The 25,387-nt window shown below is 73.4% G+C and carries 21 protein-coding genes; 10 read left to right on the top strand and 11 right to left on the bottom strand.

What is annotated here, in order from left to right:
- The first annotated feature begins 255 nt into the window (after positions 1–255).
- Positions 256–2,967: a pyruvate, phosphate dikinase gene (ppdK, locus tag ABTY59_RS06055; protein ID WP_352017682.1), complete on the top strand. Its 2,712-nt coding sequence runs from the start codon at positions 256–258 to the stop codon at positions 2,965–2,967.
- A gap of 566 nt (positions 2,968–3,533) precedes the next feature.
- Positions 3,534–4,568: an ArsR/SmtB family transcription factor gene (locus tag ABTY59_RS06060; protein ID WP_352017683.1), complete on the top strand. Its 1,035-nt coding sequence runs from the start codon at positions 3,534–3,536 to the stop codon at positions 4,566–4,568.
- Positions 4,569–4,574: 6 nt separating this feature from the next.
- On the opposite strand, the gene ABTY59_RS06065 is transcribed toward ABTY59_RS06060, so the two are convergent.
- Positions 4,575–5,732, bottom strand: coding sequence for a PhoX family protein (locus tag ABTY59_RS06065; protein WP_352017684.1), 1,158 nt, complete (start codon positions 5,730–5,732; stop codon positions 4,575–4,577).
- A gap of 324 nt (positions 5,733–6,056) precedes the next feature.
- On the opposite strand from ABTY59_RS06065, the gene ABTY59_RS06070 reads away from it, so the two are divergent.
- Positions 6,057–6,500, top strand: a complete 444-nt coding sequence (locus ABTY59_RS06070; RefSeq protein ID WP_352017685.1) for a group III truncated hemoglobin — start codon at positions 6,057–6,059, stop codon at positions 6,498–6,500.
- 89 nt (positions 6,501–6,589) lie between these two features.
- Complete coding sequence (locus ABTY59_RS06075; protein WP_352017686.1) at positions 6,590–7,003, top strand: VOC family protein; 414 nt, start codon at positions 6,590–6,592, stop codon at positions 7,001–7,003.
- 9 nt (positions 7,004–7,012) lie between these two features.
- Here ABTY59_RS06075 and ABTY59_RS06080 read toward each other — a convergent pair whose 3' ends face one another.
- The 6 genes from ABTY59_RS06080 to ABTY59_RS06105 all read right to left on the bottom strand — a co-directional run bounded on the left by ABTY59_RS06080 (position 7,013) and on the right by ABTY59_RS06105 (position 13,982).
- Positions 7,013–7,777, bottom strand: coding sequence for an SDR family NAD(P)-dependent oxidoreductase (locus ABTY59_RS06080; RefSeq protein ID WP_352017687.1), 765 nt, complete (start codon positions 7,775–7,777; stop codon positions 7,013–7,015).
- 5 nt (positions 7,778–7,782) lie between these two features.
- On the bottom strand, positions 7,783–9,150 hold the full coding sequence (locus ABTY59_RS06085) for an MFS transporter (RefSeq protein WP_352017688.1): 1,368 nt from the start codon (positions 9,148–9,150) through the stop codon (positions 7,783–7,785).
- Between the two features lie 87 nt (positions 9,151–9,237).
- Complete coding sequence (locus tag ABTY59_RS06090) at positions 9,238–9,822, bottom strand: TetR/AcrR family transcriptional regulator (RefSeq protein WP_352017689.1); 585 nt, start codon at positions 9,820–9,822, stop codon at positions 9,238–9,240.
- A gap of 37 nt (positions 9,823–9,859) precedes the next feature.
- On the bottom strand, positions 9,860–10,228 hold the full coding sequence (gene nirD / locus ABTY59_RS06095; RefSeq protein ID WP_352017690.1) for a nitrite reductase small subunit NirD: 369 nt from the start codon (positions 10,226–10,228) through the stop codon (positions 9,860–9,862).
- Entirely contained in the window at positions 10,225–12,744 is a 2,520-nt protein-coding gene (gene nirB, locus ABTY59_RS06100) for a nitrite reductase large subunit NirB (protein ID WP_352017691.1), read from the bottom strand. The genes nirD and nirB overlap by 4 nt, the downstream gene beginning before the upstream one ends.
- Positions 12,741–13,982: an NAD(P)/FAD-dependent oxidoreductase gene (locus ABTY59_RS06105; protein WP_352017692.1), complete on the bottom strand. Its 1,242-nt coding sequence runs from the start codon at positions 13,980–13,982 to the stop codon at positions 12,741–12,743. Before ABTY59_RS06105 ends, nirB begins: the two co-directional genes overlap by 4 nt.
- 181 nt (positions 13,983–14,163) lie before the next feature.
- Between ABTY59_RS06105 and ABTY59_RS06110 the strand changes: the two genes are divergently transcribed.
- The 3 genes from ABTY59_RS06110 to ABTY59_RS06120 are packed head-to-tail and all read left to right on the top strand — an operon-like array spanning position 14,164 to position 16,568.
- A complete protein-coding gene (locus ABTY59_RS06110) occupies positions 14,164–15,567 on the top strand; it encodes a ferredoxin reductase family protein (RefSeq protein WP_352017693.1) in 1,404 nt (467 codons plus the stop codon).
- On the top strand, positions 15,560–15,745 hold the full coding sequence (locus ABTY59_RS06115) for a hypothetical protein (protein WP_352017694.1): 186 nt from the start codon (positions 15,560–15,562) through the stop codon (positions 15,743–15,745). The genes ABTY59_RS06110 and ABTY59_RS06115 overlap by 8 nt, the downstream gene beginning before the upstream one ends.
- 37 nt (positions 15,746–15,782) lie before the next feature.
- Positions 15,783–16,568 carry a TSUP family transporter gene (locus ABTY59_RS06120; protein ID WP_352017695.1) on the top strand — a complete coding sequence of 262 codons (786 nt, stop codon included), beginning with the start codon at positions 15,783–15,785 and terminating at the stop codon, positions 16,566–16,568.
- Between the two features lie 3 nt (positions 16,569–16,571).
- On the opposite strand, the gene ABTY59_RS06125 is transcribed toward ABTY59_RS06120, so the two are convergent.
- The 3 genes from ABTY59_RS06125 to ABTY59_RS06135 form a co-directional block, all read right to left on the bottom strand.
- On the bottom strand, positions 16,572–17,189 hold the full coding sequence (locus ABTY59_RS06125; protein WP_352017696.1) for a class F sortase: 618 nt from the start codon (positions 17,187–17,189) through the stop codon (positions 16,572–16,574).
- Between the two features lie 96 nt (positions 17,190–17,285).
- Positions 17,286–17,837, bottom strand: a complete 552-nt coding sequence (locus ABTY59_RS06130) for a GVDTG sorting domain-containing protein (protein ID WP_352017697.1) — start codon at positions 17,835–17,837, stop codon at positions 17,286–17,288.
- Between the two features lie 266 nt (positions 17,838–18,103).
- Positions 18,104–18,871, bottom strand: a complete 768-nt coding sequence (locus ABTY59_RS06135) for an aminotransferase class IV (RefSeq protein ID WP_352017698.1) — start codon at positions 18,869–18,871, stop codon at positions 18,104–18,106.
- Positions 18,872–18,938: 67 nt separating this feature from the next.
- On the opposite strand from ABTY59_RS06135, the gene ABTY59_RS06140 reads away from it, so the two are divergent.
- Genes ABTY59_RS06140 through cutA form a run of 3 tightly spaced genes read left to right on the top strand, consistent with a single transcriptional unit; the run spans position 18,939 to position 23,295 of the window.
- Entirely contained in the window at positions 18,939–20,672 is a 1,734-nt protein-coding gene (locus tag ABTY59_RS06140) for an ABC transporter ATP-binding protein (protein ID WP_352017699.1), read from the top strand.
- Positions 20,669–22,546 carry an ABC transporter ATP-binding protein gene (locus tag ABTY59_RS06145; RefSeq protein ID WP_352017700.1) on the top strand — a complete coding sequence of 626 codons (1,878 nt, stop codon included), beginning with the start codon at positions 20,669–20,671 and terminating at the stop codon, positions 22,544–22,546. The genes ABTY59_RS06140 and ABTY59_RS06145 overlap by 4 nt, the downstream gene beginning before the upstream one ends.
- Positions 22,543–23,295, top strand: a complete 753-nt coding sequence (cutA, locus tag ABTY59_RS06150) for a divalent cation tolerance protein CutA (RefSeq protein ID WP_352017701.1) — start codon at positions 22,543–22,545, stop codon at positions 23,293–23,295. The genes ABTY59_RS06145 and cutA overlap by 4 nt, the downstream gene beginning before the upstream one ends.
- On the opposite strand, the gene ABTY59_RS06155 is transcribed toward cutA, so the two are convergent.
- A complete protein-coding gene (locus ABTY59_RS06155) occupies positions 23,228–25,342 on the bottom strand; it encodes a molybdopterin oxidoreductase family protein (protein ID WP_352017702.1) in 2,115 nt (704 codons plus the stop codon). The genes cutA and ABTY59_RS06155 overlap by 68 nt on opposite strands.
- Positions 25,343–25,387: the final 45 nt, after the last annotated feature.

Here is a 25,387-nt window from a genome sequence, read left to right on the forward strand (position 1 = left end):
AGTGCCACCCCTTTTGCGTTCAAGAGTTGAACGCAAATGCTCAATTGTGCGCTCATGTGAGCGAGGTTCCACTGGATCGGGTCAACTGGCCTTCGGGCCGTGAAACCGGAAGCTTCGCCTCGGTAACTTTCGAAGTGCTGGCGGACGGGTGGTTAAGACCGTGTGACCGGTAGGCGTACCTCCCCAGAAGCCTTCGATCTGGGTATGTTCCTCGCCGTCAGGGCAGCCAACCGAGTCATCGAGGAGTCGGGACCCGTGTCGGAAAACAATGATCAGAAGTTCGTCTACGACTTCACCGAGGGCAACAGGGACCTGAAGGACCTGCTCGGTGGCAAGGGCGCCAACCTCGCCGAGATGACCAACCTCGGCCTGCCGGTGCCTCCGGGCTTCACGATCACCACCGAGGCGTGCAAGGTCTACCTGGAGAGCGGCTCGGAGCCGGTCGAGCTCCGCGACGAGGTCAGCGCGCACCTCGACGCCCTTGAGCAGCAGATGGGCAAGAAGCTCGGCCAGGCCGACGACCCGCTTCTCGTCTCGGTCCGCTCGGGCGCCAAGTTCTCCATGCCGGGCATGATGGACACCGTCCTCAACATCGGCCTCTCCGACGAGTCGGTGGCCGGCCTCGCCCGCCAGGCGGACAACGACCGCTTCGCGTGGGACTCGTACCGCCGGCTCATCCAGATGTTCGGCAAGACCGTCCTCGGCGTCGACGGCGAGCTCTTCGAGGAGGCCCTCGACGAGGCCAAGGCCGCGAAGAAGGTCGCCAGCGACACCGACCTGGACGCCGCCGACCTCAAGAAGGTCGTCGAGCACTTCAAGGAGATCGTGAAGGCCGAGACCGGCCGCGACTTCCCGCAGGACCCGCGCGAGCAGATGGACCTCGCCATCGAGGCCGTCTTCAACTCCTGGAACACGGACCGCGCCAAGCTGTACCGCCGCCAGGAGCGCATCCCGGGCGACCTCGGCACCGCCGTCAACGTCTGCTCGATGGTCTTCGGCAACCTCGGCCCCGACTCCGGCACCGGCGTCGCCTTCACCCGCGACCCCGCCTCCGGCCACGCCGGCGTCTACGGCGACTACCTGCAGAACGCGCAGGGCGAGGACGTCGTCGCCGGCATCCGCAACACCGTGCCGCTGGCCGACCTCGAGTCGATCGACAAGACGTCGTACGACCAGCTCATGCACATCATGAACACGCTGGAGACCCACTACAAGGATCTCTGCGACATCGAGTTCACCATCGAGCGCGGCCAGCTCTGGATGCTCCAGACCCGCGTCGGCAAGCGCACCGCCGGTGCCGCCTTCCGCATCGCCACCCAGCTCGTGGACCAGGGCCTGATCGACGAGGCCGAGGCGCTCCAGCGCGTCACCGGCGCGCAGCTCGCCCAGCTGATGTTCCCCAAGTTCGACGAGGACGCCAAGGTCGAGCAGATCGGGCGCGGCATCGCCGCCTCCCCGGGCGCCGCCGTCGGCAAGGCCGTCTTCGACTCGTACACGGCCGTCAAGTGGTCCCGCTCCGGCGAGAAGGTCATCCTGATCCGCCGCGAGACCAACCCGGACGACCTGGACGGCATGATCGCCGCCGAGGGCATCCTCACCTCCCGCGGCGGCAAGACCTCGCACGCCGCCGTCGTCGCCCGCGGCATGGGCAAGACCTGTGTCTGCGGCGCCGAGGAGCTGGAGGTCGACACCAAGCGCCGCCGGATGACCACGGCCGACGGCCAGGTCGTCGAGGAGGGCGACGTCGTCTCCATCGACGGCTCCACCGGCAAGGTCTACCTCGGTGAGGTGCCCGTCGTACCGTCCCCGGTCGTCGAGTACTTCGAGGGCCGCATGCACGCCGGCGCCGACGACGCCGACGAGCTGGTCGGCGCCGTGCACCGGATCATGGCCTACGCCGACCGCGTCCGCCGCCTCCGCGTCCGCGCCAACGCCGACAACGCCGAGGACGCCTCCCGCGCCCGCCGCTTCGGCGCCCAGGGCATCGGCCTGTGCCGCACCGAGCACATGTTCCTCGGCGAGCGCCGCCAGTACGTCGAGCGGCTCATCCTCGCCGACACGGACGCCGAGCGCGAGGAGTCGCTGAAGGCGCTGCTCCCGCTGCAGAAGCAGGACTTCATCGAGCTCTTCGAGGCCATGGACGGGCTGCCCGTCACGGTCCGCCTGCTCGACCCGCCGCTGCACGAGTTCCTGCCCGACATCACCGAGCTGTCGGTGCGCGTCGCCCTCGCCGAGTCCCGCAAGGAGCCGCACGAGAACGACCTGCGCCTGCTCCAGGCCGTGCACCGGCTGCACGAGCAGAACCCGATGCTGGGTCTGCGCGGTGTCCGTCTCGGCCTGGTCATCCCCGGCCTGTTCACCATGCAGGTCCGGGCGATCGCCGAGGCCGCGGCCCACCGCATCGACGCCAAGGGCGACCCGCGCGCCGAGATCATGATCCCGCTCGTCGGCACCGTCCAGGAGCTGGAGATCGTCCGCGAGGAGGCCGAGCAGGTCATCGCCGAGGTCCAGGCGCGGACCGGCGTCGAGCTGAAGCTCGCGCTCGGCACCATGATCGAGCTGCCGCGCGCCGCCGTGACCGCTGGTCAGATCGCCGAGGCCGCGGAGTTCTTCTCCTTCGGCACCAACGACCTGACGCAGACGGTCTGGGGCTTCTCCCGCGACGACGTGGAGGCCTCGTTCTTCACCGCGTACCTGGAGAAGGGCATCTTCGGCGTCAGCCCCTTCGAGACCATCGACAAGGACGGTGTCGGCGCGCTCGTGCGCAGCGCCGTCGAGGCCGGCCGCGCGACCCGCCCCGACATCAAGCTCGGTGTCTGCGGCGAGCACGGCGGCGACCCGGAGTCGGTGCACTTCTTCCACGAGGTGGGCCTCGACTACGTCTCCTGCTCGCCCTTCCGGATCCCGGTGGCGCGCCTGGAGGCCGGCCGCGCGGCGGCCGAGGCCAAGGGCAGCGACAGTCGCTGAGGCCTGCTGAACGGGCGTTCAGGAGCGGCGGTCGGGCCCTCCTGAACCCCCGTTCAGCAGCGGGTTCACAGCCACCGGGGCCGCCGTCGGTCACCTCTCACCCTCACCGGCGGGCGGCGGCTCCGGATTCACAAAAGAGACGGGACGGACACCTTTGTGCGGAGGTGTCCGTCCCGTCGTATATCCCCGGGGGTTAGCCGTGCACATGTGAGTTCATGTTCAATTACGGCCGATTGAATTATTGGCTATTGAACTTCTACGTTTACGTGTCGCAAAGAACGGGGCGGGCGCGACCCCCGGATCCCCACCCGGAGGCCGCGCCCTTTACCGATGTCGGGCAGGTGAGCCGCAACCTCGCCGACCGCCGCCGGACGGGCAAAGCCCCCCACGGTCTTCACCACGTCACCTCGGTCCTGAAGGTTTCCTGCCCGACCCGTACAGCTTTTCGGTTCCCCCCTGATTGCCGCGATGCCTTTCAACTGTGGCTGAAACACCCTGGTAACGTGCAGTGATGCTGTGCATACTCGTCGTCGGGGGTGGTTGCGAGTGCACAGGTGGGGACCTTCATGCTGCGGATTCATTTCACCGGTAGCGACTTGGCGGGGGTGCGGACGGCCGCCCGGCCGGACGTTCTGTGGGAAACGATTCTGAGCTTTCACCGTTTAAGGGACCGGCGTGGACCGGTCGTCTACGGGGATTGGCGGGCCGACGCCCGGATGCGGCTCGGGGGTGAGACCCGGCTCCTCGCCGCGCTCGTTCCCAGCCGCGGCTACTTTCCCGATTTCCTGACGCCCGCGGAGGGCGTCCACGGACTCGACGAGGGCCTCCAGGCCATCCGGGCCACCGAACGGGACCGGCTGCGCGAGGAGCTCTCGCTGCTCGCCGCCGACCGTTCCGGCGGGCGGACCGTGCCCCACTCGCTGCGTGCCCTCGCCGACGGCGGCGCGGAGCCCTTCGACCGGCTCGTGGGCGCCCTGCGGAGCTACCACCGGGCCGCCGTCGAGCCGTACTGGCCGCACATCCGGGCCCGCGTCGAGGCCGACCGGGCCCGCCGCGGCCGGGCCCTCCTGGACGGCGGGGCCGAGGAGCTGCTCGCCTCGCTGCCGCCGATGCTGCGCTGGCGCGCGCCCGTCCTCGAAGCGGACTACCCGGTCGACCGGGACGTCCACCTCGACGGGCGGGGGCTGCTGCTGCAGCCGTCGTTCTTCTGCCGGGGGACCGCCGTGGTGCTCCGCGACCCCGCGCTGCCGCCGGTCCTCGTCTACCCCGTCACGCACGGCGAGACGGCGACCGTCCGGGCGCCGGGCGGCTCCTCGCTGGCCAAGCTCGTCGGCCAGACCCGCTCGGCCGTCCTGCACGCCATCGGGGACGGCGGGACGACCAGCGAGCTGGCCCGCAGGGCCGGGGTGTCCCTGGCCTCGGCCAGCCAGCACGCGGGCGTGCTGCGCGAGGCCGGCCTCATCGCGACCCTCCGCCACGGCAACGCGGTCCTGCACACGCTGACGCCGCTGGGCGCCGCCCTGCTCGGCGGTGCCCAGCGGCACATGGACCTGCGGTGCTACACGCGCGGCTACGCGCGGAACGGACCGGTCACGTCGTAGCGGCGGCTACGCGCGGAACGGGCCCTTCACCTCGTACGTGATGCCGCCGGAGGAGCTGCCGCTGGTGCCGCGCTGGCTGGAGAAGTACAGCCGCGTGCCGTCGGGGGAGAAGGCCGGTCCGGTGATCTCGGAGCCGGACTGGCCGGTGATCCGCAGGAACGGCGCGACGACGTCGTCCGGCGTGATGACGCAGATCTCCATGTTTCCGCCGTCCTCGGCGACGTACAGGTCGCCGGAGGCGGTGCCGGTGATGTTGTCGACGCCGGTCAGCGGAGCGCCGCCGCCGACCACCAGTGAGTCGTCGTAGGCCAGCTCGTACGTGCCGGCGGCCAGGTTCACCTGCCAGACCCGGTTGTCGCCCTTGGTCGTGAACCAGACGGTGTCGTCCGCGTAGTGGCAGCCCTCGCCGCCGTTGAAGCGCTTGGCGCCGGACACCTGGGCGCGGGTGGTGGTCGGCGAGCCGTCCGGGTCCGGCACGTTCTGCCAGGTGAAGGTGCCGGAGGTGGCGGTACCGGCCTTGAAGACCTGGAGCGTGCCGGAGGAGAGGTCGCCCCAGGTGGTGGGGACGAAGCGGTAGAAGCAGCCGTCCGTCTCGTCCTCGGTCAGGTAGATCACCCGGCGCACCGGGTCGGCGGCCGCCGCCTCGTGCTTGAACCGTCCCAGGGCGTCCCGGCGGGTGGCGGTGCCGCCCCACGGGTTCGTCTCGTAGACGTAGCCGAGGGACACCTCCTCGCAGGACAGCCAGGTGTTCCACGGCGTCTTGCCGCCCGCGCAGTTCTGGCGGGTGCCGGAGAGGATGCGGTAGGCGCCGGTGATCGCTCCGGCCGAGTCGAAGCGCACGGCGCTCGCGCCGCCGCTCGGGTTGATCTCCGAGTTCGAGACGTAGATCCAGCCGGTGCCGTCGGCGAAGCAGGCGCCGCCGTCGGGGGCGTTGTGCCAGGCGTACGAGGTGCCGGTCACCGTCTGGCCGGACCGGGCGATCACCCGGCTGGTGAACCCGGCCGGCAACTGGATGCCGTTCGCGTCCGCCGCGCCGAGCGCCCCGTAGGGGCCGGCGCCGGGCTGGGCGGGGGCGGCGAAGGCCGCGCTCTGCCACAGGCTGCCGCCGAAGGCGGCGGCCGAGGTGCCGATGACCGCTCCACGCAGGAAACTGCGTCGCTCCACGTCTCACTCCTGAGAGGCTGTGAACCGCCCCGCCGCACCGGTCGGGCGACGGGGTCGCGCGCTTCCGGAACCTAGGAGTGCGGAGTTGACTGGGCGTCAACGGGCGATGACGCGGAGACGGGGGCTCGCTGTCGGCGCGGGGCGAGCGCCGGCGCCGGGACCTCCGGGGGCTCTCGGGGGAGGCGCGCCGGGACCTTCGGCTCGTGGGGGAGGCGCGCCGGGACCTTCGGCTCGTGGGGGAGGCGCGCCGGGACCTTCGGCTCGTGGGAGGCGCCGGGACCTTCGGCTCTTGGGGGAGGCGGCGGCCGGGGGCAGACTGGGGGCATGCCTGCCACCCGGGACATCAGCGACCGTCACGACCTCGACGTGCTGCTGCGGCGCTTCTACGGCGCGGCCTTCGCCGACCCGCTGATCGGGCCCTTCTTCACCGAGATCGCCGGGACCGACCTGGAGGTCCATCTGCCGCGCATCGGCGACTTCTGGGAGCGCGCCCTCCTCCGTACCGCCGACTACGGGCGGGACGCCTTCGCCCCACACGCCGCCCTCCACTCCGCGCGGCCGCTCACCGCCGCCCACTTCGGCCGCTGGGTGCAGCTCTGGCGCGCCGCCGTCGACGGCCTCCACAGCGGGCCGAGGGCCGAGCGGGCCAAGGCGCAGGGCGAGCGGATCGCCGTGGCGATGCTGAAGCGGCTGGGTGCCGGGCCGACCGAGGGCACCGGCGGTGGCTTCGTCCCCCTGGCGGCCCTCGCCCTGCGCTCCGCGGCCTGAACGAGAAGAATCCTCGGGAGACCGATGAGTTCCGAGGGGCAGGTCCGTCTTACCTCTCGACAGCACCGAACGAGGGAAGAGAGAGCGCCATGGCCCCGCAGATGATCTTCGTGAACCTGCCCGTCAAGGACGTCGACGCCAGCAAGGCCTTCTTCGAGAAGCTCGGATACGCCTCGAACCCGCAGTTCAGCGACGAGACGAGCGCCTGTGTGGTCATCAGCGACACGATCTTCGCGATGCTCCTCGAAGAGCCCAAGTTCACGTCCTTCATGGCGCCCGGGAAGGAGATCGCCGACGCGGCCAAGACCACGGAGGTCCTGGTCACGCTGAGCGCCGAGAGCCGGGAGGCGGTCGACCGGCTCGCCGACGCCGCCCTCGCCGCCGGCGGCGGCCCGGCGAAGGACCCGCTGGAGATGGGCTCCATGTACGGCCGTTCCTTCACCGACCTGGACGGCCACCACTGGGAGGTCTTCTGGATGGACCCGGCGGCCGTCCAGGGCTGAGGCCCCGGCTCAGGCCGAGACGCCGCCGTCGATCACCAGGTCCGTGCCGACGGCGGAGCCCGCGTCGTCCGACGCGAGGTACAGCACCGCCGCCGCCACCTCGGCCGCCGACGAGATGCGGCCGAGGGGCGACTGCTCCTTCATCCGGACCTCGCGCTCGGCCTCGGTCTCACCGGGCCGCAGCGACATCGTGGACTCCGCCGCCCCGGGGCTGACCGCGTTGATCCTGACCCCGTCGGCGATGTGGTCCAGGGCGGCAGCCCGGGTGATCGCCGACACGGCCGCCTTGGAGACCTGGTAGCCGAAGAGCCCGGGGACGCGGACGTGGGGGCCCAGGTTGGACGCGATGTTCACGATGGCCCCGCCGCCGTTCGCCCGCATGTGGGCGACCTCGGCCTGGAGCGCGTGCAGTACGCCCGTGACGTTGATGTCGAGCAGTGCCTTCCAGTCCTCCAGCGGGAGGTCGGCGGCGCTGTGGCCGCCGCCCCGGAACACCCCGGCGTTGTTCACGGCCACGTCCAGGCCGCCGAACAGCGCGACCGTGCGCCGGACCAGCTCCCGGGTGGACTCGGCGCTCGACACGTCGGCGGTGACGGCGGCGACCGTGCCCCCGGCGGCCTCGATCAGGGCGACCGTCCCGTCGAGGGACTCTGCCGTGCGGCCGGCGACGACGACCTTCGCGCCCTCGGCGGCGAAGGCGAGCGCGATGGCCCGGCCGAGCCCGGAACCGGCGCCGGTGACGAGGACGGTGCGGTCGGTGAAGCGTGCGGACATGGTGGTCAGCCCTTCCGGAGGAGGAGAGTGGTGGTGGCGAGGGCGGTGAAGAGGACGGCGGCGGCCGCCAGCGACACCGCGTCGCCGCCGAGGGTGAGCAGGGCGGCGAAGAGCACGGTCGGCCCGAGCTCCATCGCCGTGTTCAGGACGCCGCCCGCGAGGCCCGCGCGGTGCGCGGGGACCCCGTCGGTGGCGAGGACGGCGGCGCCCGCGAAGGACAGCGCGCCGCCGGCCGGCAGCAGGAGCAGGCCGGGCAGCAGGCCGTACGCGTACGGGGCCGCGGTGTCGGAACCGGTGGCGGCGAGCAGGGCGAGCCCCGCGGCGGCCGTGCCGAGCCCGCCGGCGGTCACCCGGCCGGGGCCGTACCGCCCGATCAGCGGGCCCGCGAGCCGCCCCGAGCCGAGCAGGGCGACCGCGAAGGGGACGAAGGCGGCGGAGGTGAGCAGCGCCGACCAGCCGCGCTGCTGCTGGAGCGCGAGGGACAGCAGGACGAAGACCGTGGCCGTGCCGGCCGCCGTGAGCCCGATCGCCGCGAGGCCCAGGACGCGGCGGCCGTCGCGCAGGAAGTCCGGGGGCAGCAGCGGGTCGGCGGTCCGCCGCTCGACGGCGGCGAAGGCGGCGAGCAGCACGAGGCCGGTGAGCAGCGGCACGAGGACCGCGGCGGAGCCCCAGGGATGGGCGTCGGTGAGGACGAGCCCGTAACTGGCCAGCGTGATCCCGGCGGTGGCGAGCAGCGCGCCGGGCAGGTCGAGGGCCCGGCCCCGGCCCGGTGGCGTCGCGGGCAGCAGGCGGGGCGCCAGGATCAGGGCCGTCGCCGTCACCGCGAGCGGGACCGCGAAGGTGCCGCGCCAGGAGGTGGCCGCGGAGACGACCCCGGAGAGCAGGTTCCCGGCGGTCGCGCCGAGCACGGAGAGCCCGCCCCAGGTGGCCATCGCCCTGCCGTAGGCGGCGGGTTCGGGGTACAGCGCCCGCAGGACCGCCATCGCGGCCGGGGCGACGAGCGCCGCGCCGACGCCCTGCCCGAACCGGGCGGTGAGCAGCGTCCCGTACCCGGGGGCGAGCGGTGCGAGGGCGGAGGCGGCGCCGAAGACCAGGAGTCCGGCGGTGAGGACCCGGCGCCCGCCGGAGCGGTCGGCGAGCCGGCCGCCGAGCAGCAGCAGTCCGGCGAAGGTCAGCCCGTAGGCGGCGCTCAGCAGGACCAGCTGGGCGCGGTCGAGCCGGAACTCGGCGCCGATGCGGGGGAGCGGGACGGCGAGGGAGGCGAGCGTGAAGATGAGCGTCATCTGGACGCCGCCGAGCAGCAGGAAGCCGTGGCGGGCCGGCCGGGGGAGGCCGGTGGCCTCCCGCGGCTCCCGCAGGTCCGTCGTCGTCATGTCGTCCCCCCGAAATCCATTCTGAACTTGACCGTTCATTCCATAATGGGCCCCGAAGAAAGGGCGCCCCCCGTGGGCGCCCGTTCCTCAGTCCAGCAGGGTCAGTGCCTGCTCCGCCGCGTCCAGGACCCGGCCCGGGTCGCTCGACGCCTTGCCGACCACCCGGACGCCCTGCAGCAGCACGAGCAGCATCCGCGCGAGCGCCTTCGGGTCGCGGTCGGCCGGGAGCTCGCCCCCGGCGCGGGCCCGGGTGAGCGCGCCGTGCAGCAGCGTCTCGATCTGCTCCCAGCTCAGCTCCACCCGGCGCGCGACCACCGTGTCGTGCGGTCCGAGCTCCGCCGCCGAGTTGGTGACGAAGCAGCCGTTCAGGCGCTCCCCGTCCGCCGCCGCCTCGGCGGCGAAGCGGCGGACGAGGGCCCGCACGGCCGGCAGGGCCGGGCCCGGCGCGGACAGCTCCTCCACCATCCCCGGCTCGCGGGTCTCCAGGTAGCGGTCCATCGCCTTCAGGTACAGCTCGTGCTTGTTGCCGAAGGTCGCGTAGATGCTGGCGCGGCCGATGCCGAGGTGCTCCACGAGGTCCGACATCGTCGTCGCCTCGTAGCCGCGCGCCCAGAACAGTTCGAGCGCTGCCTGGAGCGCGGCCTCCGGATCGAATTCCTTGGTCCTGGCCACGAGAGGACCGTACGACTATCTGGAACGATCGGTCAAGTTATCTGCTGCGGACCGGATACACCGCCACCGCGACCTCCTCGTCGTCCAGGCACCTGCCCGTCTCCAGGTCGAACCGCTGCTTCAGGAGCGGCGAGGCCACGAACGGCCGCCCGTCCGCCGAGCCGACGAGCCCCCGGGACAGGACCTGCGCCCCCGTGAACGGATCGCGGTTGTCGATCGCGTACGTCCGGCCCGACCGGTCCCGGAAGACCGCCGCCTGCCGGCCGTCCGGCAGCAGCGCCGCCACGCCCCGGCCCGGGGTCAGCCGGGCCTCCTCGCAGACCGCCATCCAGGAATCGGGGGACAGGGACAGTTCGAGCGTCCCCGCCGGTTCGAGCGTCTCCATCGGTTCGAGCGTCGTCGTCATCGGGAGGTGGCCCCTTCCAGGTTTCCGATCGTCAGGATCGTCAGGTCCGGCTTGATCTGGTCACGCTCCGGCACGAACCGGACCGAGGGGTCCGGCGCTCCCGGCGCGTTCACGAAGGAGACGAAGCGCCGCAGCCGCTCCGGGTCGTCCAGCGTCTGGGCCCACTCGTCCCGGTAACCGGCCACGTGCGCGGCCATCAGCGCCTCCAGCTCGTCGCAGAGCCCCAGCGAGTCGTGCACCACCACGTCCTTGAGGTGGTCGAGCCCGCCCTCCAGGCGCTCCAGCCAGGTCGACGTCCGCTCCAGGCGGTCCGCCGTCCGGATGTAGAACATCAGGAACCGGTCGATGAGCCGCACCAGTTCGGCGTCCGAGAGGTCCTGCGCCAGGAGGTCCGCGTGGCGCGGGGTCGCGCCGCCGTTCCCGCCGACGTACAGGTTCCAGCCGTTCGCCGTCGCGATGATCCCGAAGTCCTTCGACTGCGCCTCCGCGCACTCGCGGGCGCAGCCCGAGACCGCCGACTTCAGCTTGTGCGGGGCGCGCAGGCCCCGGTAGCGCAGCTCCAGGCGGATCGCCATCCGCACCGAGTCCTGGACGCCGTAGCGGCACCAGGTCTGCCCGACGCAGGACTTCACCGTGCGCAGCGCCTTGCCGTACGCGTGTCCCGACTCGAAACCCGCGTCGACGAGCCGCGTCCAGATCGAGGGCAGCTGGTCCACCCGGGCGCCGAAGAGGTCGATCCGCTGGCCGCCGGTGATCTTCGTGTACAGCCCGAAGTCCCGGGCCACCTCGCCGATCACGATCAGCTTGTCCGGGGTGATCTCACCGCCGGGGATGCGCGGCACCACCGAGTAGGAGCCGTTGCGCTGCATGTTGGCGAGGAAGTGGTCGTTGGTGTCCTGGAGGGAGGCCTGCTCGCCGTCGAGGATGTAGCCGTTGTTGAGGCTCGCGAGGATGGACCCGACGGTCGGCTTGCACACCTCGCACCCCTCGCCGCCCCGGGCCTCCTCGCGGCCGTGCGAGTCGAGCAGGGCCGCGAACGAGGCCAGCCGCAGGGTGCGGGCGATCTCGTACAGCTCGCTCCGGGTGTACGAGAAGCAGCCGCAGAGCCCCTTGTCGGCCGGGGCCGGCAGCAGCTTCTCGATCACCTTCACGCAACTGCCGCAGCCCGTACCGGCCTTGGTGCACTTCTTCACCTCGGCCAGCGACGCGCACTGGCCGATCGCGTGCTTCGTCACGTTGTGGCAGGAGCAGATCACCGCGTCGTCCGGCAGCGCGGACGGGCCCAGCGCCACCGGGGCACCCGCGCCCGCCGGCAGCACCAGCTGCTCGGGGGAGACCGGCGGCACGGAACCCGTCAGCGGGCGCAGCAGCCCGTACTGCTCGGCGTCGCCGACCAGGACGCCGCCGAGCAACACCCCGTCACCGGAGACCACCAACTTCTTGTACACGCCCGAGCGGGAGTCGGAGTACACGACGTCCAGGCAGCCCTCGGCCGTCCCGTGCGCGTCGCCGAACGAGGCCACGTCCACACCGAGCAGCTTCAGCTTCGTCGACATGTCGGCGCCGGTGAAGCCGTCCCCGGCCGCCCCGTCCGCGATCGTCGCCGCCGCCGTCTGCGCCATCTCGTAGCCCGGCGCCACCAGGCCGTACACCCGGCCGTCGGCCGCCAGCGCGCACTCGCCGATCGCGAAGACCGCCGGGTCCGAGGTCCGGCAGAGCTCGTCCACGGCGATCCCGCCGCGCTCGCCCACGGCCAGGCCGCAGTCACGGGCCAGCTGATCCCGGGGACGTACCCCCGCCGAGAACACGACCATGTCCGCGGCCAGTTCGGAACCGTCCGAGAGCCGCATGCCGGTGACCCGGCCGTCCTCGGTCACCACCTCCTGGGTGCCGGTCCCGGTGTGGACGGTCAGCCCCATCCGCTCGATCGTGCGGAGCAGGGCCGCGCCGCCGCCCTCGTCGACCTGCACCGGCATCAGGCGCGGCGCGAACTCCACGACGTGCGTGTCGAGCCCGAGGCCCTTGAGCGCGCCCGCCGCCTCCAGACCGAGCAGCCCGCCGCCGACGACCGCGCCGGTCCTCGCCGTCTTCGCGTACTCCTCGATCGCCAGGAGGTCCTCGATCGTGCGGTACACGAAACAGCCCGTGGCGTCCTTGCCGGGGACGGGCGGCACGAAGGGGTACGAACCGGTGGCCAGGACGAGCGTGTCGTACGCGATCACCCGCCCCGAGCGGGCGGTCACCGTCCGGGCCGCCCGGTCGACGCTCTCCGCGGGATCGCCCACGTACAGCTCGATGCCGTGCCGCTCCATGAAGCCGGCCTCGACCATCGACAGGTCGTCCGGGGTCTTGCCGGAGAAGTACGAGGTCAGCTGCACGCGGTCGTACGCCGGACGCGGCTCCTCGCAGAGGACCACGATCCTGGCCCGCTCGGTGACGCCACGGTCGGCGAGCGCCTCCAGGAACCGCTGGCCGACCATTCCGTGGCCGACCAGGACGAGGGTGGGGGTGGTCATGAGGAGCCTCCGTCGTGGGTGAGCAGGTGCAGCAGGGGGGCCTCGTCGGGCAGGGCCTCATCGCCCTCCCAGGCCCGGGCGAGCGTGCCGACCGCGGCCAGGTCGCCGAGGAGGACGCCCCCGACGAGCCGGTCCCCGCGGACGACGACCTTGCGGTAGGCGCTGCGCGTGGCATCGGTGAGCTGGACGACGTCGTCGCCGGGATCGGGGGTGACCTGACCGAACGAGGCGAGGTCGAGGGGGCGGGGGCCGGTGAGGGTGAGCCGGGTGAGCGCGCGGGTCCCCTCGTAGCGGGCCGTCGCGGGCGTGCGTTCCCCGAGGGCGGGACGGGTGCGCGCGACCGACGGCGGCAGGTCCGCCAGGACCGCCGCCAGGACGTCCGCCTGGTCCAGCGCCGGGCCCGCCAGGCCGTACACGCGGCCCGCGTGCTCCGCGCAGTCGCCGATCGCGTGGATGTACGGGTCCGAGGTGCGCAGCTCGTCGTCGACGACCACGCCCCGTGCGACGGTCAGGCCCGCCTCACGGGCCAGGGCCACCCGGGGGCGGACCCCGCACGCCAGGACCACGACCGTCGCGTCGAGGACGAAGCCGTCGGCGAGTTCGACCGCCGTCACCGCCCCGTCCCGCTGCCGCAGCCCGCTCACCCGGCACTCGGTGTGCACCTCCACGCCGAGGGCCTCGACGTGCTCCCGGAGCAGCGCCGAGGCCTGCTCGTCGAGCTGCCGTTCCATCAGGCGCTCGCCCTGCTGGGTGAGGACCACGTCCGCGCCCCGCTCGGCGAGGGCCCGCGCGGCCGAGACGCCGAGGAGCCCGCCGCCGATGACCACGGCCCGCACTCCGGGCCGTACGAGGGCGCGCAGCGACAGGCAGTCGTCGAGGGTGCGGAAGGGGTGGACCCCGGACGGGAGCGCCGCCCCGCGCAGCCCGCGCAGCGGCGGGAGCACCGGGTTGGAGCCGGTGGCCAGGACCAGCCGGTCGTAGCCGACGACCGAGCCGTCCGCGCACGCGACGGTCCGCGCGGCCCGGTCGATCCGCACCGCCCGGGTCCCGAGCCGCACCGGCTCCCGGGTCCCGGGCAGCGCGATCACCTCGGGGGCGTACCGTCCGGCGAGGACGTCGGCGAGCAGCACCCTGTTGTAGGGGGCGTGCGGCTCCTCGCCGAGGAGGGTGACGGGCAGGCGCTGGGCGAGCCGGGCGCCCGCCGTCCCGCCCCCGACCACCACGATCCGTGTACTCATACCGGAAGGGTGCGGGGCGGGTGTTACCCGTCGGCATCCCGACTGTTTCCCGTACGGAACGCTGATCTCCGTCCGGCCCGGGGACCGCTGTGAGGCCCGCCGCATTAACGCCCGGTCAGTCTCGCCTCAAGCCCGCCTTAAGCGCGCCGTTCCCGTATACGGGCCGCCCTAGGGTCGGGACGTGACCACCGAGGCCAGCCACCACCACCCCCTCTACACCCCTCTCCCCGTGCCGCTGTCCGAGCATCCGGAGGCCGGGCTCCCGCCCGCGCCCGCCCTGCGGCTCGCCCCCGAGCGGCTGCGGAACGCGATCGCCGGCGGCGCCGGGGCCGTGGCACTGCTGTGGGGCGTCCAGGCCCGGCCCTCCGCCCGCCTCGACGCGTTCTTCGCGACCGGCGCCCACCTCACCGGCCTCCTCGGCGGCTACGGCGTCCTCGTCCTGCTGCTGCTCATGGCCCGCGTCCCGGCCGTCGAGCACGGCGTCGGCGCCGACCGGCTCGCCCGCTGGCACGCCCTCGGCGGCCGGTACGCCCTCGGGCTGATCGGCGCGCACGCGCTGCTCGCCCTCTGCGGCTACGCGGTGCACACCCGTACCGACCTCGTCACCGCCACCGGGGGCCTCCTCGCGTACGGGGCGATCGCCGCCGCCACCGCCGGCACCGGCCTCCTCGTCGCCGTCGGCGTCACCTCCGCCCGGGCCGTCCGCCGCCGGATCCGGCACGAGACCTGGCGGGCGGTCCACCTCGGCGCCCTCCTCGCCGCCGCACTCGGCTTCGTCCACCAGCTCGCGGGCCCCGACCTCGCCGGCGGCCTCGTCACCCGCTGGCTCTGGTCGATGGCCCACGGCACCGTCGCCGTGCTCCTCGTCTGGTACCGGATCGTCGTCCCGGTCCGCGCCGCCCTCCGCCACGACCTGCGGGTCGCCGAGGTCCGCGACGAGGGCCCCGGGGTCGTCTCCGTCCTCGTCCGGGGCAGGGGAGTGGCCCACCTCCGCGCCGAACCGGGCCAGTTCTTCCGCTGGCGCTTCCTCCGGCGCGGGCTGTGGGCGACCGCCCTGCCGTTCTCCCTGTCCGCGCCGGTCCGCGACGACACCCTGCGGATCACCGTGAAGGCGCTCGGCGACCACACCCGCCGCATCCGCCGGCTCCGCCCCGGCACCCGGGTCCTCGCCTCCGGCCCCTTCGGGGCGCTCACCGCCCACCGCCGCACCCGCCGCAAGGTCCTGCTGCTGGCCGGCGGGGTCGGCATCACGCCGCTGCGCGCCCTCTTCGAGACCCTGCCCGGCGGGCCCGGCGACGTGACCCTCCTCTACCGGGCCTCGAACGAGGCCGGTCTGGTCCTGCGCGCCGAGCTGGAGACCATCGCCCGCGAGCGGCAGGCCGCCCTGCACTTCCTGCTGGGCCCGTCGGACGGCGCCTTCGACCCGCTCGCCCCCCGCGCCCTGCGGACCCTCGTGCCCGAGCTCGCCGCCCACGACGTGTACCTGTGCGGACCGCCCGCGATGTCCCGCGCCGCGACCGCCTCCCTGCTCAGGGCCGGGGTCCCGGCCTCCCGCATCCACAGCGAGGACTTCGACCATGCCTAGACACAGGGCCCCGCGCGCCACCGAACTCGCCCGCCGGCGGCTCGCGGCCGCGCTCCTCGGCACGGGGGCGCTCGCCGCGACCCTGCTCACCGCCGCCGTCACCCCGGCGGCCCCGCCGGCCCCCGACCGGGAACCGGGCTCCGCAAGCTCAGAACTGGCTCAACGATCCGTCGATTGATGGACGGGGCAACGATCACCTCCCTAGGCTCACGGCCATGCCCGACATCTCGCTGACCACCCTCGTCCTGCTCTGCCTCGCCTCGCTCGTGGCGGGCTGGATCGACGCCGTGGTGGGCGGTGGTGGCCTGCTCCAGCTGCCCGCGCTGCTGCTCGGACTGCCGCACGTGCCGGCCGCGCACATCCTCGGGACGAACAAGGCCGTCTCCATCGTGGGCACCACCGGGGCCGCCCTCACCTACGTCCGCAAGGCGCCCGTCCAGGTGGGGACGGCGGTGCGGATCGGGCTCGCGGCCCTCGCCGGTTCCATGGGCGGTGCCTTCTTCGCGGCGGGGATCAGCAGTGACGTGCTGCGCCCGGTGATCATGGTGGTGCTGCTCGCGGTCGCGGCCTTCGTGATGCTGCGGCCCTCCTTCGGCGCGAAGGCCGCGGGGGAGGAGCGGGCACCGCTGACCCGGGCGCGGATCGTGACCGCGATCGTCGTCGTGGGCGGCGGCATCGGCTTCTACGACGGCCTGTTCGGGCCGGGCACCGGCACCTTCCTGGTCCTCGCCCTGACCGCCGTGCTCCACCTGGACCTGGTGACGGCCTCCGCCACCGCGAAGATCGTCAACGTCTGCACCAACGCGGGCGCGCTCGCCATGTTCGCCTACCAGGGCAGCGTGTACTGGCAGCTCGCGGCCGTCATGGCCGTCTTCAACCTGGTCGGCGGGACGGTCGGGGCCCGGATGGCGCTGAGCAAGGGGGCGGAGTTCGTCCGCGGGGTGCTGCTCGTGGTCGTGCTGTCGCTGGTCGCGAAGCTGGCCTTCGACCAGTGGTCGTGACCCTCAGCGGACTCCGATGAGGTGGCCGAAGGCGACCACGTTGCCCTGGTAGCCGTTCTTCTTCGAGAAGCCCCCGCCGCAGGTGATCACCCGGATCTCGGCCCGGCCGGCCTCGGCGTACACCTTCCGGCTCGGGAAGTCCTTGTTCGCGTACACCTCGATCGCGTCGACCGTGAAGACGGCGGTCCGCCCGTCCGCCCGGTCCACCTCGATCCGGTGCCCCTTCCTGAGCGCGCCGAGGGTGTAGAAGACGGCCGGCCCGTCGGCGTTGTCGACGTGCCCCGCGATGATCGCGGTGCCCTTCGCGCCGGGCGTGGTGCCCTCCCCGTACCAGCCGGCCATGTTCCGGTCCGAGGCCGGCGGCACGTCGAGCGCGCCGTTCTCCGCGAGGCCCAGCCGCATCATCGGGGTGTCCACGTCGGTCTCGGGGATCCGCAGCCGGACCGGCGGGGAGGGCGGCAGCGGGTCGGCGGCGGCGTCGGTGTGCACGCTCGGCCCGGCGGCGAAGGCCTGCGCGGCCGACGGCACGGGCGGGGTGACGTCCTGCGAGCCGTTCTGGACCAGCCAGAGTCCGACGCAGGCGGCCGCGGCTATGCCCCAGCCCTTGCTCCTGTTGCTCACCCGGGTCCCCTCGGTCGCTCGGTCGGTGCGTGGAAGTGGCCCTGCCCCCGCCGGGCCGTGTTCGGGCGCGCGGCGGGGGCAGGACAGGCGGTGGTCTCAGTGGCCCCGCGCGCCGCTCGCCCGGCGCCGCAGGAGCAGGACCCCGCCGACGGCAGCCGCGGCCAGCACCGCCGCGCCTGCCGTGACCTGGGCGGTGTCGGGGCCTACGGAGCCCCCGACACCGGTCTGGACGTGGCCGCTCGGAGTCCGGTGCTTGACCGTGAGGTCGCCCCGGGCCGTCTTGCCGTTGTCGCAGGCCACGCTGATCCAGTAGGAGCCGGCCTTGGCGTGCTCCGGCACCCTGAACTGTCCGACCACGACCTCCTTGTGCGTGCTCGGGCTCAGCGGGAACTCGCCCGCGCCGAGCGAGTTCGCGTCCCCGACACCGTGCCCGTGCTTGCCGCAGGCGGTCGTGTTCACGGTGACGGTCTCGCCCGGGGACGCGGACGACGGGAAGATCTCGAGCGACTCGCGGCCGCCGCCCGACTCGTGGCTCTCGTTGGTCCACTCGTTGCCGTCGCCCGTCGCGAGGGCGGCGGGGGCGGTGAACGCCCCGATCGCGAGGACCGCCAGCGCGGTACCGGTGAAGAGGCGGGCAGTGGTGCGCATGGGGTCCTCCGGGGCGCGCGAGCGGTCATGCCGGCTGGTCCTCCCGGGAGGGACGTCCCGGAGCCGGACCTTCTATGACCGAGATAAGAGCCGCGTCGCGCCCCCCGCCTGCTGATGGGGCATCAGGATTCACCCGTCCGCTACGGTGCGTCGCCTGGATTTCCTGCGTCTTCGCAGGTCAGAGCGGTTCACGTCGCGTCAGCTGACGGCCCGTGCCGAACGGGTGAGCACCCGCGCCGAACGGGTGTCCGGGTGCCCCGGCGCCGCTACGGGCGGATCTCGTCGCCCTCGACCGCCTCGTACGCCGCGAACACCCGGCCCATCAGTTCCTCGTCCACCTCGAACTCCACCTCGTCGATCGCGGTCACGGGGGCGATGGTCCGGGAGTTGGTCACGAACGCGGCGCGGTAGCCCGGCAGGTCGGCCAGGGTGACCGGGCGCCGCACCGACTCCAGGCGCGGCTCCAGGAGGGACATGGTGATGCCGGTGAGGCAGGGGGCGGACGGCCAGACCACCGAAGTGCCGTCCCAGAAGGCGATGTTGGTGACCGCGCCCTCGGCGATCTCGCCGTAGGGGGAGGTCAGCAGGGCGTCGTCGAACCCGGCCCGGCGCGCCGCCTCGCCGTGGTAGGCCTGGCCGAAGCCGCCCAGGTGCTTGATGTGCGGCGCGGGCCGCCAGTAGTCGACGGTCGTCAGGCGCTGCGGGGCGCCGGGGCGGTCGGGGGCCGGGTCGGCGACGGTCACGACCGTGCGGACGCCCGGGTACACGTACACCCGGACCGAGGCGTCCCGCCGGCCGGCGTTCGTGAGGGCTCCGGTGACGAGCGCGCGCACCCGCTCGCCGTCCAGCTCCCGGCCGAAGAGCTCGCGGGTCGAGCGGTCGAGGCGGTCGAGGTGGAGGGTGAGTCCCTTCGCCCGCCCGTTCCGTACCTGCATCGCCGTGAAGTGGCCGAAGCCGCTCATGAGGGTGGCGAGGAGCTGCGGATCGGCCGCCGGGGTTCCGTCGACCTCGATGTGCGCGGGAGGAGTCGTCATGCCCTCACCGTACGGGCCCGGAAGGAGACTTGACCTCAACCAAACTTGAGGTACCACGATCCTCGGCATGCTCCTCCGACTGCTCGCACCCCGCCTCCGGCCCTACCGGTCCCTCCTCGCCCTCCTCGTCGCCCTCCAGCTCCTCCAGACCCTCGCCTCCCTCGCCCTGCCCACCCTCAACGCCGGCGTCATCGACCACGGCGTCCTGCGCGGCGACACCGGCCGCGTCCTCGGCGGCGGCGCCGCGATGATCGCCGTCACCCTCCTCCAGGCCGCCGCGGCCGCCGGCGCCACCTACGCCGGAGCCCGGATCGCCATGGGCGTCGCCCGCGACCTGCGTTCCGAGGTCTTCCGCCGCGTCCAGGACTTCTCCGCCCGGGAGCGCGGCCGCTTCGGCGCCGCCTCCCTCATCACCCGGACCACCAACGACGTCCAGCAGATCCAGACGTTCACCGTCCTCGTCCTCACCATGCTCGTCGCCGCCCCGCTGCTCTGCGCCGGCGGACTCGTCATGGCCCTGCGCCAGGACGTGCCGCTCGCCCTCGTCCTGCTCCTCTTCGTGCCCGTGATGACCGGCGCCGTCGGCACGGTCGTGCTGCGCATGCGACCCCTCTTCCGCGGCATGCAGGAGCGCGTCGACCGGGCCAACCGCGTGCTGCGCGAACAGATCACCGGCGTCCGGGTCGTCCGCGCGTTCGTCCGCGACCGGCACGAGCGGGAACGGTTCGGCGCCGCCAACGACGAGCTCCTCACCGTCGGCCTCAGGGCCGGCCGGCTCCAGGCCCTCATGTTCCCCACGGTCCTGATCGTCTGGCAGCTGACGACCGTCGCCCTCGTGTACGTCGGCGCCCACCGCATCGACTCCGGAGCCCTCCAGCCGGGCGGCCTCGTCGCCTTCCTCGGCTACCTCCTCCAGACCTCCATGTCCGTGATGATGGTCCTCTTCCTGCTCATGCACATGCCCCGCGCCGAAGCCGGCGCCGAGCGCGTCCGCGAGGTCCTCGACACCCGCTCCTCCGTCACCCCGCCCACCGACCCCGTCCGGACCCTCGACGGCCCCGGCCGCCTCGACCTCACCGGCGTCGGCTTCCGCTACCCGGGCGCCGAGCGGCCCGTCCTCGACGGCGTCGGACTCGTCGCCCGCCCGGGCGAGACCACCGCCGTCATCGGCGCCACCGGCAGCGGCAAGTCCACCCTCCTCGGGCTCGTGCCCCGGCTCTTCGACGCCACCGAGGGCGAGGTCCTCGTCGACGGCGTCGACGTGCGCGCGGCCGACCCCGAGCTGATGGCACGGACCGTCGGACTCGTCCCCCAGAAGCCGTACCTCTTCTCCGGGACCGTGGCCACCAACCTCCGCTACGGCCGGCCCGACGCCACCGACGAGGAACTCTGGCACGCCCTGGAGGTCGCCCAGGCCGCCGACTTCGTCCGCGCGCTCGACGCCGGCCTCGACGCCCCCGTCTCCCAGGGCGGCACCAACCTCTCCGGCGGCCAGCGCCAGCGCCTCGCCATCGCCCGCGTGCTCGTCGCCCGCCCCCGCGTCTACCTCTTCGACGACTCCTTCTCCGCCCTCGACCCCCGCACCGACGCCCTCCTGCGCGGCGCCCTGCGCGAGGAGACCGCGGACGCCACCGTCGTCATCGTCGCCCAGCGCGTCTCCACCGTCCGGCACGCCGACCGGATCGTCGTCCTCGACCACGGCCGCACCGTCGGCACCGGCACCCACACGTCCCTCATGCGGGACAACCCCACCTACCGGGAGATCGTCCTCTCCCAGCTCACCGAGGAGGAAGCCGCATGAGCACGGCGACCGAGACCCGCGCCCCGAGCCCCGCGAAGACCCCCGAGCGCACCGGCCCCCCGGCCCGGAGCGGCGGCCCCGGCCTCACCACCCCCGCCCTCGAACGCTCCCTGGCCTTCCGCTCCTCCGGCCTCCGCCTGCTGCGCACCCTCACCCCCGACCGGGCCCGGCTGCTCGCCGTCCTCCTCGCGGGCGCCGCCGCCGTCTCCCTCTCGGTCCTCGGCCCCCTCCTCCTCGGCCGCGCCACCGACCTCGTGATCACCGGGGCCACCGGCCCCGACGGCGTCGACTTCGACGCCGTCGGCCGGATGCTCGCCCTCTCCGTCGCCGTCGTCACCGGCTCCTCCGCCCTCACCTGGGTCCAGCTGAGGACCGCCACCACCCTCGTCCAGCGCGCCGGACACCGGCTCCGCGCCCGGGCCCAGCACAAGCTCGGCAGACTGCCCCTCACCTACCTGGACGGGCAGCCGCGCGGCGAGGTCCTCTCCCGCACCACCAACGACATCGACAACATCACCCAGACGCTCCAGCAGGCCTTCAGCCAGATGACGCGCGCCCTGCTCACCCTGGTCGGCGTCCTCGCGATGATGTTCTGGATCTCGCCGCTGCTCGCCCTCGTCGCCCTCGCCACCGTGCCCGTCTCGGTCGCCGTCGCCGGCTTCGTCGGCAAGCGGGCCCAGCCCCAGTTCGTGAAGCAGTGGGCCGTCACCGGCCGCCTCGGCAGCCACGTCGAGGAGATGATCACCGGACACACCGAGGTCGTCGCCTTCGGCCGCCGCGCCGAGGCCGTCGCCCGCTTCGACGAGCTCGGCGAGGAGCTCCACCGGGCGAGCTTCCGCGCCCAGTTCGTCTCCGGCTTCATCCAGCCCGCGCTGACCTTCGTCGGCAACCTCAACTACGTCGCCATCGCCGTGGTCGGCGGCCTGCGGGTGGCGAGCGGCACGCTGTCCGTCGGCGACGTGCAGGCCTTCATCCAGTACTCGTACGACTTCAACGGCCCGATCACCCAGGTCGCCGCGATGGCCAACCTCCTCCAGTCCGGAGTGGCCTCCGCCGAGCGCGTCTTCGACCTCCTCGACGCCGAGGAGGAGTCCCCCGAACCCGCCTCGCCGCGCAGGCCCGCCGAACTCCGCGGCCGGGTCTCCTTCGAGGGGGTCGCCTTCCGCTACGAGGAGGGCAGGCCGCTCGTCGAGGACCTGTCGCTCACCGTCGAACCCGGCCGGACCGTCGCGATCGTCGGCCCCACCGGCGCCGGCAAGACGACCCTGGTCAACCTGCTCATGCGCTTCCACGAGGTCACCGGCGGACGGATCACCCTCGACGGCGTCGACACCGCCGCCATGACCCGGGAGGAGCTGCGCTCCGCCACCGGCATGGTCCTCCAGGACACCTGGCTGTTCGGCGGCAGCATCGCCGACAACATCGCCTACGGCGTCCCCGGGGAGGTCTCCCGCGAGCGGATCGTCGCCGCCGCCCGCGCCGCCCACGCCGACCGCTTCGTCCGCACCCTGCCCGACGGGTACGACACCGTCCTCGACGAGGACGGCGGCGGGCTCAGCGCCGGCGAGAAGCAGCTGGTCACCCTCGCCCGCGCCTTCCTCTCCGACCCGGTGATCCTCGTCCTCGACGAGGCCACCAGCTCCGTCGACACCCGCACCGAACGCCTCGTCCAGCAGGCCATGACCTCCCTGCGGGCCGGCCGCACCAGCTTCGTCGTCGCCCACCGGCTCTCCACCGTCCGGGACGCCGACACGATCCTGGTGATGGACCGCGGCGCGATCGCCGAGCAGGGCACCCACGAGGAACTCCTCGCCGCCGACGGCGCCTACGCCCGGCTGCACGCCGCCCAGTTCGCCCGTACGGTGGAGACGTGATCGTCACCGTCCGCACCACCACCGACGCCCGCGCCAAGGCCGACGCCCTGGCGCGCGGCGCCGTCGAGGCACGGCTCGTCGCCTGCGCGCAGATCTCGGGGCCCGTCACCTCCGTCTACCACTGGCGGGGCGCGATCGAGACCACCGAGGAGTGGGAGGTGGTGTTCAAGACCACCGAGGCCCGCTACCCGGCCCTGGAGGCCCACCTCCTCGCCGCCCACGACTACGAGACGCCCGAGATCCTCGCCACCCGCGTGACCCGGGCCGGCGAGGCGTACGCCCGCTGGGTCGAGCGCGAGACCGAGGCGGCCGCGGAGATCGCGACCCCGGCCCCCGAAGAGCGGCCGTTCTTCGTGTACGGGACGCTGCGCCCCGGCGCGTACAACCACGACCGGTTCCTCGCCGGCCGGATCGGCACCGAGGCCGACGCCGTCCTGCACGGCGCGGTCCTGCACGACGGGCCCGGCTACCCGTACGTCGTCCCGGCGGACGGGGGCCGGGTGGTCGGCACCCTGCTCACGCCCTCGCCCGGCGACTACGGCGACCTGTTCGGCCTGCTCGACCGCCTGGAGCTGCCCGTCGGCTACGAGCGGGTGGCGATGGACGTCGAGCGGGTACGGGACGGGGCGCGGGTCTCCGCCTGGGTGTTCCTGGCGGCGCCGGACGCGCCCCTGGGGGAGGTCATCGAGAGCGGCGACTGGTTCGACCGGAGTCCGCGAGCCGTTCCAGGCGTACCGCGCACACCTTGAACTCGGGCATCCGCGACACCGGGTCGAGCGCCGGGTTCACCAGCGTGTTCGCCCGCCCCTCCCCGTACCAGTGGAACGGCATGAAGACCGTGTCCGGGCGGATCGACGCCGTGATCCGGGCCGGGGCGACCGCCCGTCCGCGCCGCGAGACCACCGCCAGCTCCTCGCCCTCGGCGACCCCCAGCCGCTCGGCGAGCCGGGGGTGCAGCTCCACGAACGGACCCGGGGCGGCGGCGTTCAGCTCGGCGACCCGCCGGGTCTGCGCCCCCGACTGGTACTGGGACACGACCCGGCCGGTGGTGAGCACGACCGGATAGTCGGCGTCCGTCTCCTCGGCCGCCGCCCGGTGCACCACGGGCACGAACCGGGCCCGCCCGTCGGCCGTCGCGAACCGGTCGAGGAAGAGGCGCGGCGTCCCCGCGTGCCCGGGCTCCGGGCAGGGCCAGAAGACGCCCTGCTCCTCCTCGATCCGCCGGTAGCTGATGCCCGCGTAGTCGGCGGGCCCGCCCGCCGAGGCGCGGCGCAGCTCCTCGAAGACCTCCTCCGGGTCGGCCGGGAAGCCCTTCTCCCAGCCGAGCAGCCCGGCGAGCGCGTGCAGCACCTCCAGGTCGCTGCGCACGCCCGCCGGTGGCGTGAGGGCGCGGCGGCGCAGCAGCACCCGCCCCTCCAGACTGGTCATCGTCCCGGTCTCCTCGGCCCACTGGGTCACGGGCAGGACGACGTCGGCGAGTTCGGCGGTCTCGGAGAGCACGACGTCCGCGACGGCGAGGAAGTCGAGCGACCGCAGCCGCCCCTCCACGTGCGCGGCGCGGGGCGCGGAGACCACCGGGTTGGAGCCCATGAGGAGCAGCGCCCGCACGTCGCCGCCGAGGGCGTCGAGGAGCTCGTACGCGCTCCTGCCGGGCCCCGGGAGCGATGCGGGGTCGACGCCCCACACCCCGGCGACGTGCGCGCGTGCGGCCGGGTCGTCGAGCTTGCGGTAGCCGGGCAGCTGGTCGGCCTTCTGGCCGTGCTCGCGGCCGCCCTGGCCGTTGCCCTGGCCGGTGAGGCAGCCGTAGCCGCTCAGCGGGCGGCCCGCCCGGCCGGTGGCGAGGCAGAGGTTGATCCAGGCGCCGACGGTGTCGGTGCCCTTGGACTGCTGCTCGGGGCCGCGCGCGGTCAGCACCATGCCGCTGTCGGCGTCGCAGAACAGGGCGACGGCCTCGCGGAGCAGGGGCACGGGGACGCCGGTGATCCGCTCGACCTGCTCGGGCCAGTGGGACATGGCCCCGGCGCGGGCGTCCTCCCAGCCGGTGGTGCGCTCCGCGACGAACTCCCCGTCGACCCGGCCCTCGGCGACCACGAGGTGCAGCATGCCGAGGGCGAGCGCGAGGTCGGTGCCGGGGCGCGGGGCGAGGTGGAGGTCGGCCTGCTCGGCGGTGCGGGTGCGGCGGGGGTCGACGACGATCAGCTTCCCGCCGTTCACCTTCAGCTCGGTGAGGTAGCGCAGGGCGGGCGGCATGGTCTCGGCGAGGTTGGAGCCGACGAGGATGACGCAGCCGGTCCTGGGGACGTCCTCCAGGGGGAAGGGCAGTCCCCGGTCGAGGCCGAAGGCGCGCTGGTGGGCGGCGGCGGCCGAGGACATGCAGAAGCGGCCGTTGTAGTCGATCTGCGAGGTGCCGAGCACCAGCCGGGCGAACTTGCCCAGGGTGTAGGCCTTCTCGTTGGTGAGGCCGCCGCCGCCGAAGACCCCCACGGCATCGGGACCGTGGTCGGCGCGGGTCCGGCGCAGCCCGTCGGCGACGGCGGCGAGTGCCTCCTCCCAGGACGCGGGTTCCAGGGCCCCCGTGTCAGGGCTTCGGACCAGGGGCTCGGTGAGCCTGACCCGGGAGGAGAGTACGGAGGGGGCGGTGCGGCCCTTGCCGCACAGGGCGCCCCGGTTGACGGGGAAGTCGGTCCGCTCGACCACCTCGGCGGGCAGCTCCGGGGTGCCGGTCGGGCGGAGCCGCATGCCGCACTGCAGGGCGCAGTAGGGGCAGTGGGTAGGGACGGTGGCGGCGTCGGACATGCGGCCAGCATGGGTCCGGCGTGTTACGCGGGACGGCGCGGCGTA

This window comes from Streptomyces sp. NPDC096079 (genome assembly GCF_040303145.1).
In the GTDB taxonomy this organism is placed as follows: domain Bacteria; phylum Actinomycetota; class Actinomycetes; order Streptomycetales; family Streptomycetaceae; genus Streptomyces.

Excerpts from the sequence above, each read along its gene's own strand:
- ABTY59_RS06060 (WP_352017683.1), top strand. The coding sequence starts at position 3,534 with ATGCTGCGGATTCATTTCACCGGTAGCGACTTGGCGGGGGTGCGGACG.
- ABTY59_RS06070 (WP_352017685.1), top strand. The coding sequence starts at position 6,057 with ATGCCTGCCACCCGGGACATCAGCGACCGTCACGACCTCGACGTGCTG.
- ABTY59_RS06075 (WP_352017686.1), top strand. The coding sequence starts at position 6,590 with ATGGCCCCGCAGATGATCTTCGTGAACCTGCCCGTCAAGGACGTCGAC.
- ABTY59_RS06080 (WP_352017687.1), bottom strand. The coding sequence starts at position 7,777 with ATGTCCGCACGCTTCACCGACCGCACCGTCCTCGTCACCGGCGCCGGT.
- ABTY59_RS06085 (WP_352017688.1), bottom strand. The coding sequence starts at position 9,150 with ATGACGACGACGGACCTGCGGGAGCCGCGGGAGGCCACCGGCCTCCCC.
- nirD (WP_352017690.1), bottom strand. The coding sequence starts at position 10,228 with ATGACGACGACGCTCGAACCGATGGAGACGCTCGAACCGGCGGGGACG.
- nirB (WP_352017691.1), bottom strand. The coding sequence starts at position 12,744 with ATGACCACCCCCACCCTCGTCCTGGTCGGCCACGGAATGGTCGGCCAG.
- ABTY59_RS06105 (WP_352017692.1), bottom strand. The coding sequence starts at position 13,982 with ATGAGTACACGGATCGTGGTGGTCGGGGGCGGGACGGCGGGCGCCCGG.
- ABTY59_RS06115 (WP_352017694.1), top strand. The coding sequence starts at position 15,560 with ATGCCTAGACACAGGGCCCCGCGCGCCACCGAACTCGCCCGCCGGCGG.
- ABTY59_RS06120 (WP_352017695.1), top strand. The coding sequence starts at position 15,783 with ATGCCCGACATCTCGCTGACCACCCTCGTCCTGCTCTGCCTCGCCTCG.
- ABTY59_RS06130 (WP_352017697.1), bottom strand. The coding sequence starts at position 17,837 with ATGCGCACCACTGCCCGCCTCTTCACCGGTACCGCGCTGGCGGTCCTC.
- ABTY59_RS06135 (WP_352017698.1), bottom strand. The coding sequence starts at position 18,871 with ATGACGACTCCTCCCGCGCACATCGAGGTCGACGGAACCCCGGCGGCC.
- ABTY59_RS06140 (WP_352017699.1), top strand. The coding sequence starts at position 18,939 with ATGCTCCTCCGACTGCTCGCACCCCGCCTCCGGCCCTACCGGTCCCTC.
- ABTY59_RS06145 (WP_352017700.1), top strand. The coding sequence starts at position 20,669 with ATGAGCACGGCGACCGAGACCCGCGCCCCGAGCCCCGCGAAGACCCCC.
- ABTY59_RS06155 (WP_352017702.1), bottom strand. The coding sequence starts at position 25,342 with ATGTCCGACGCCGCCACCGTCCCTACCCACTGCCCCTACTGCGCCCTG.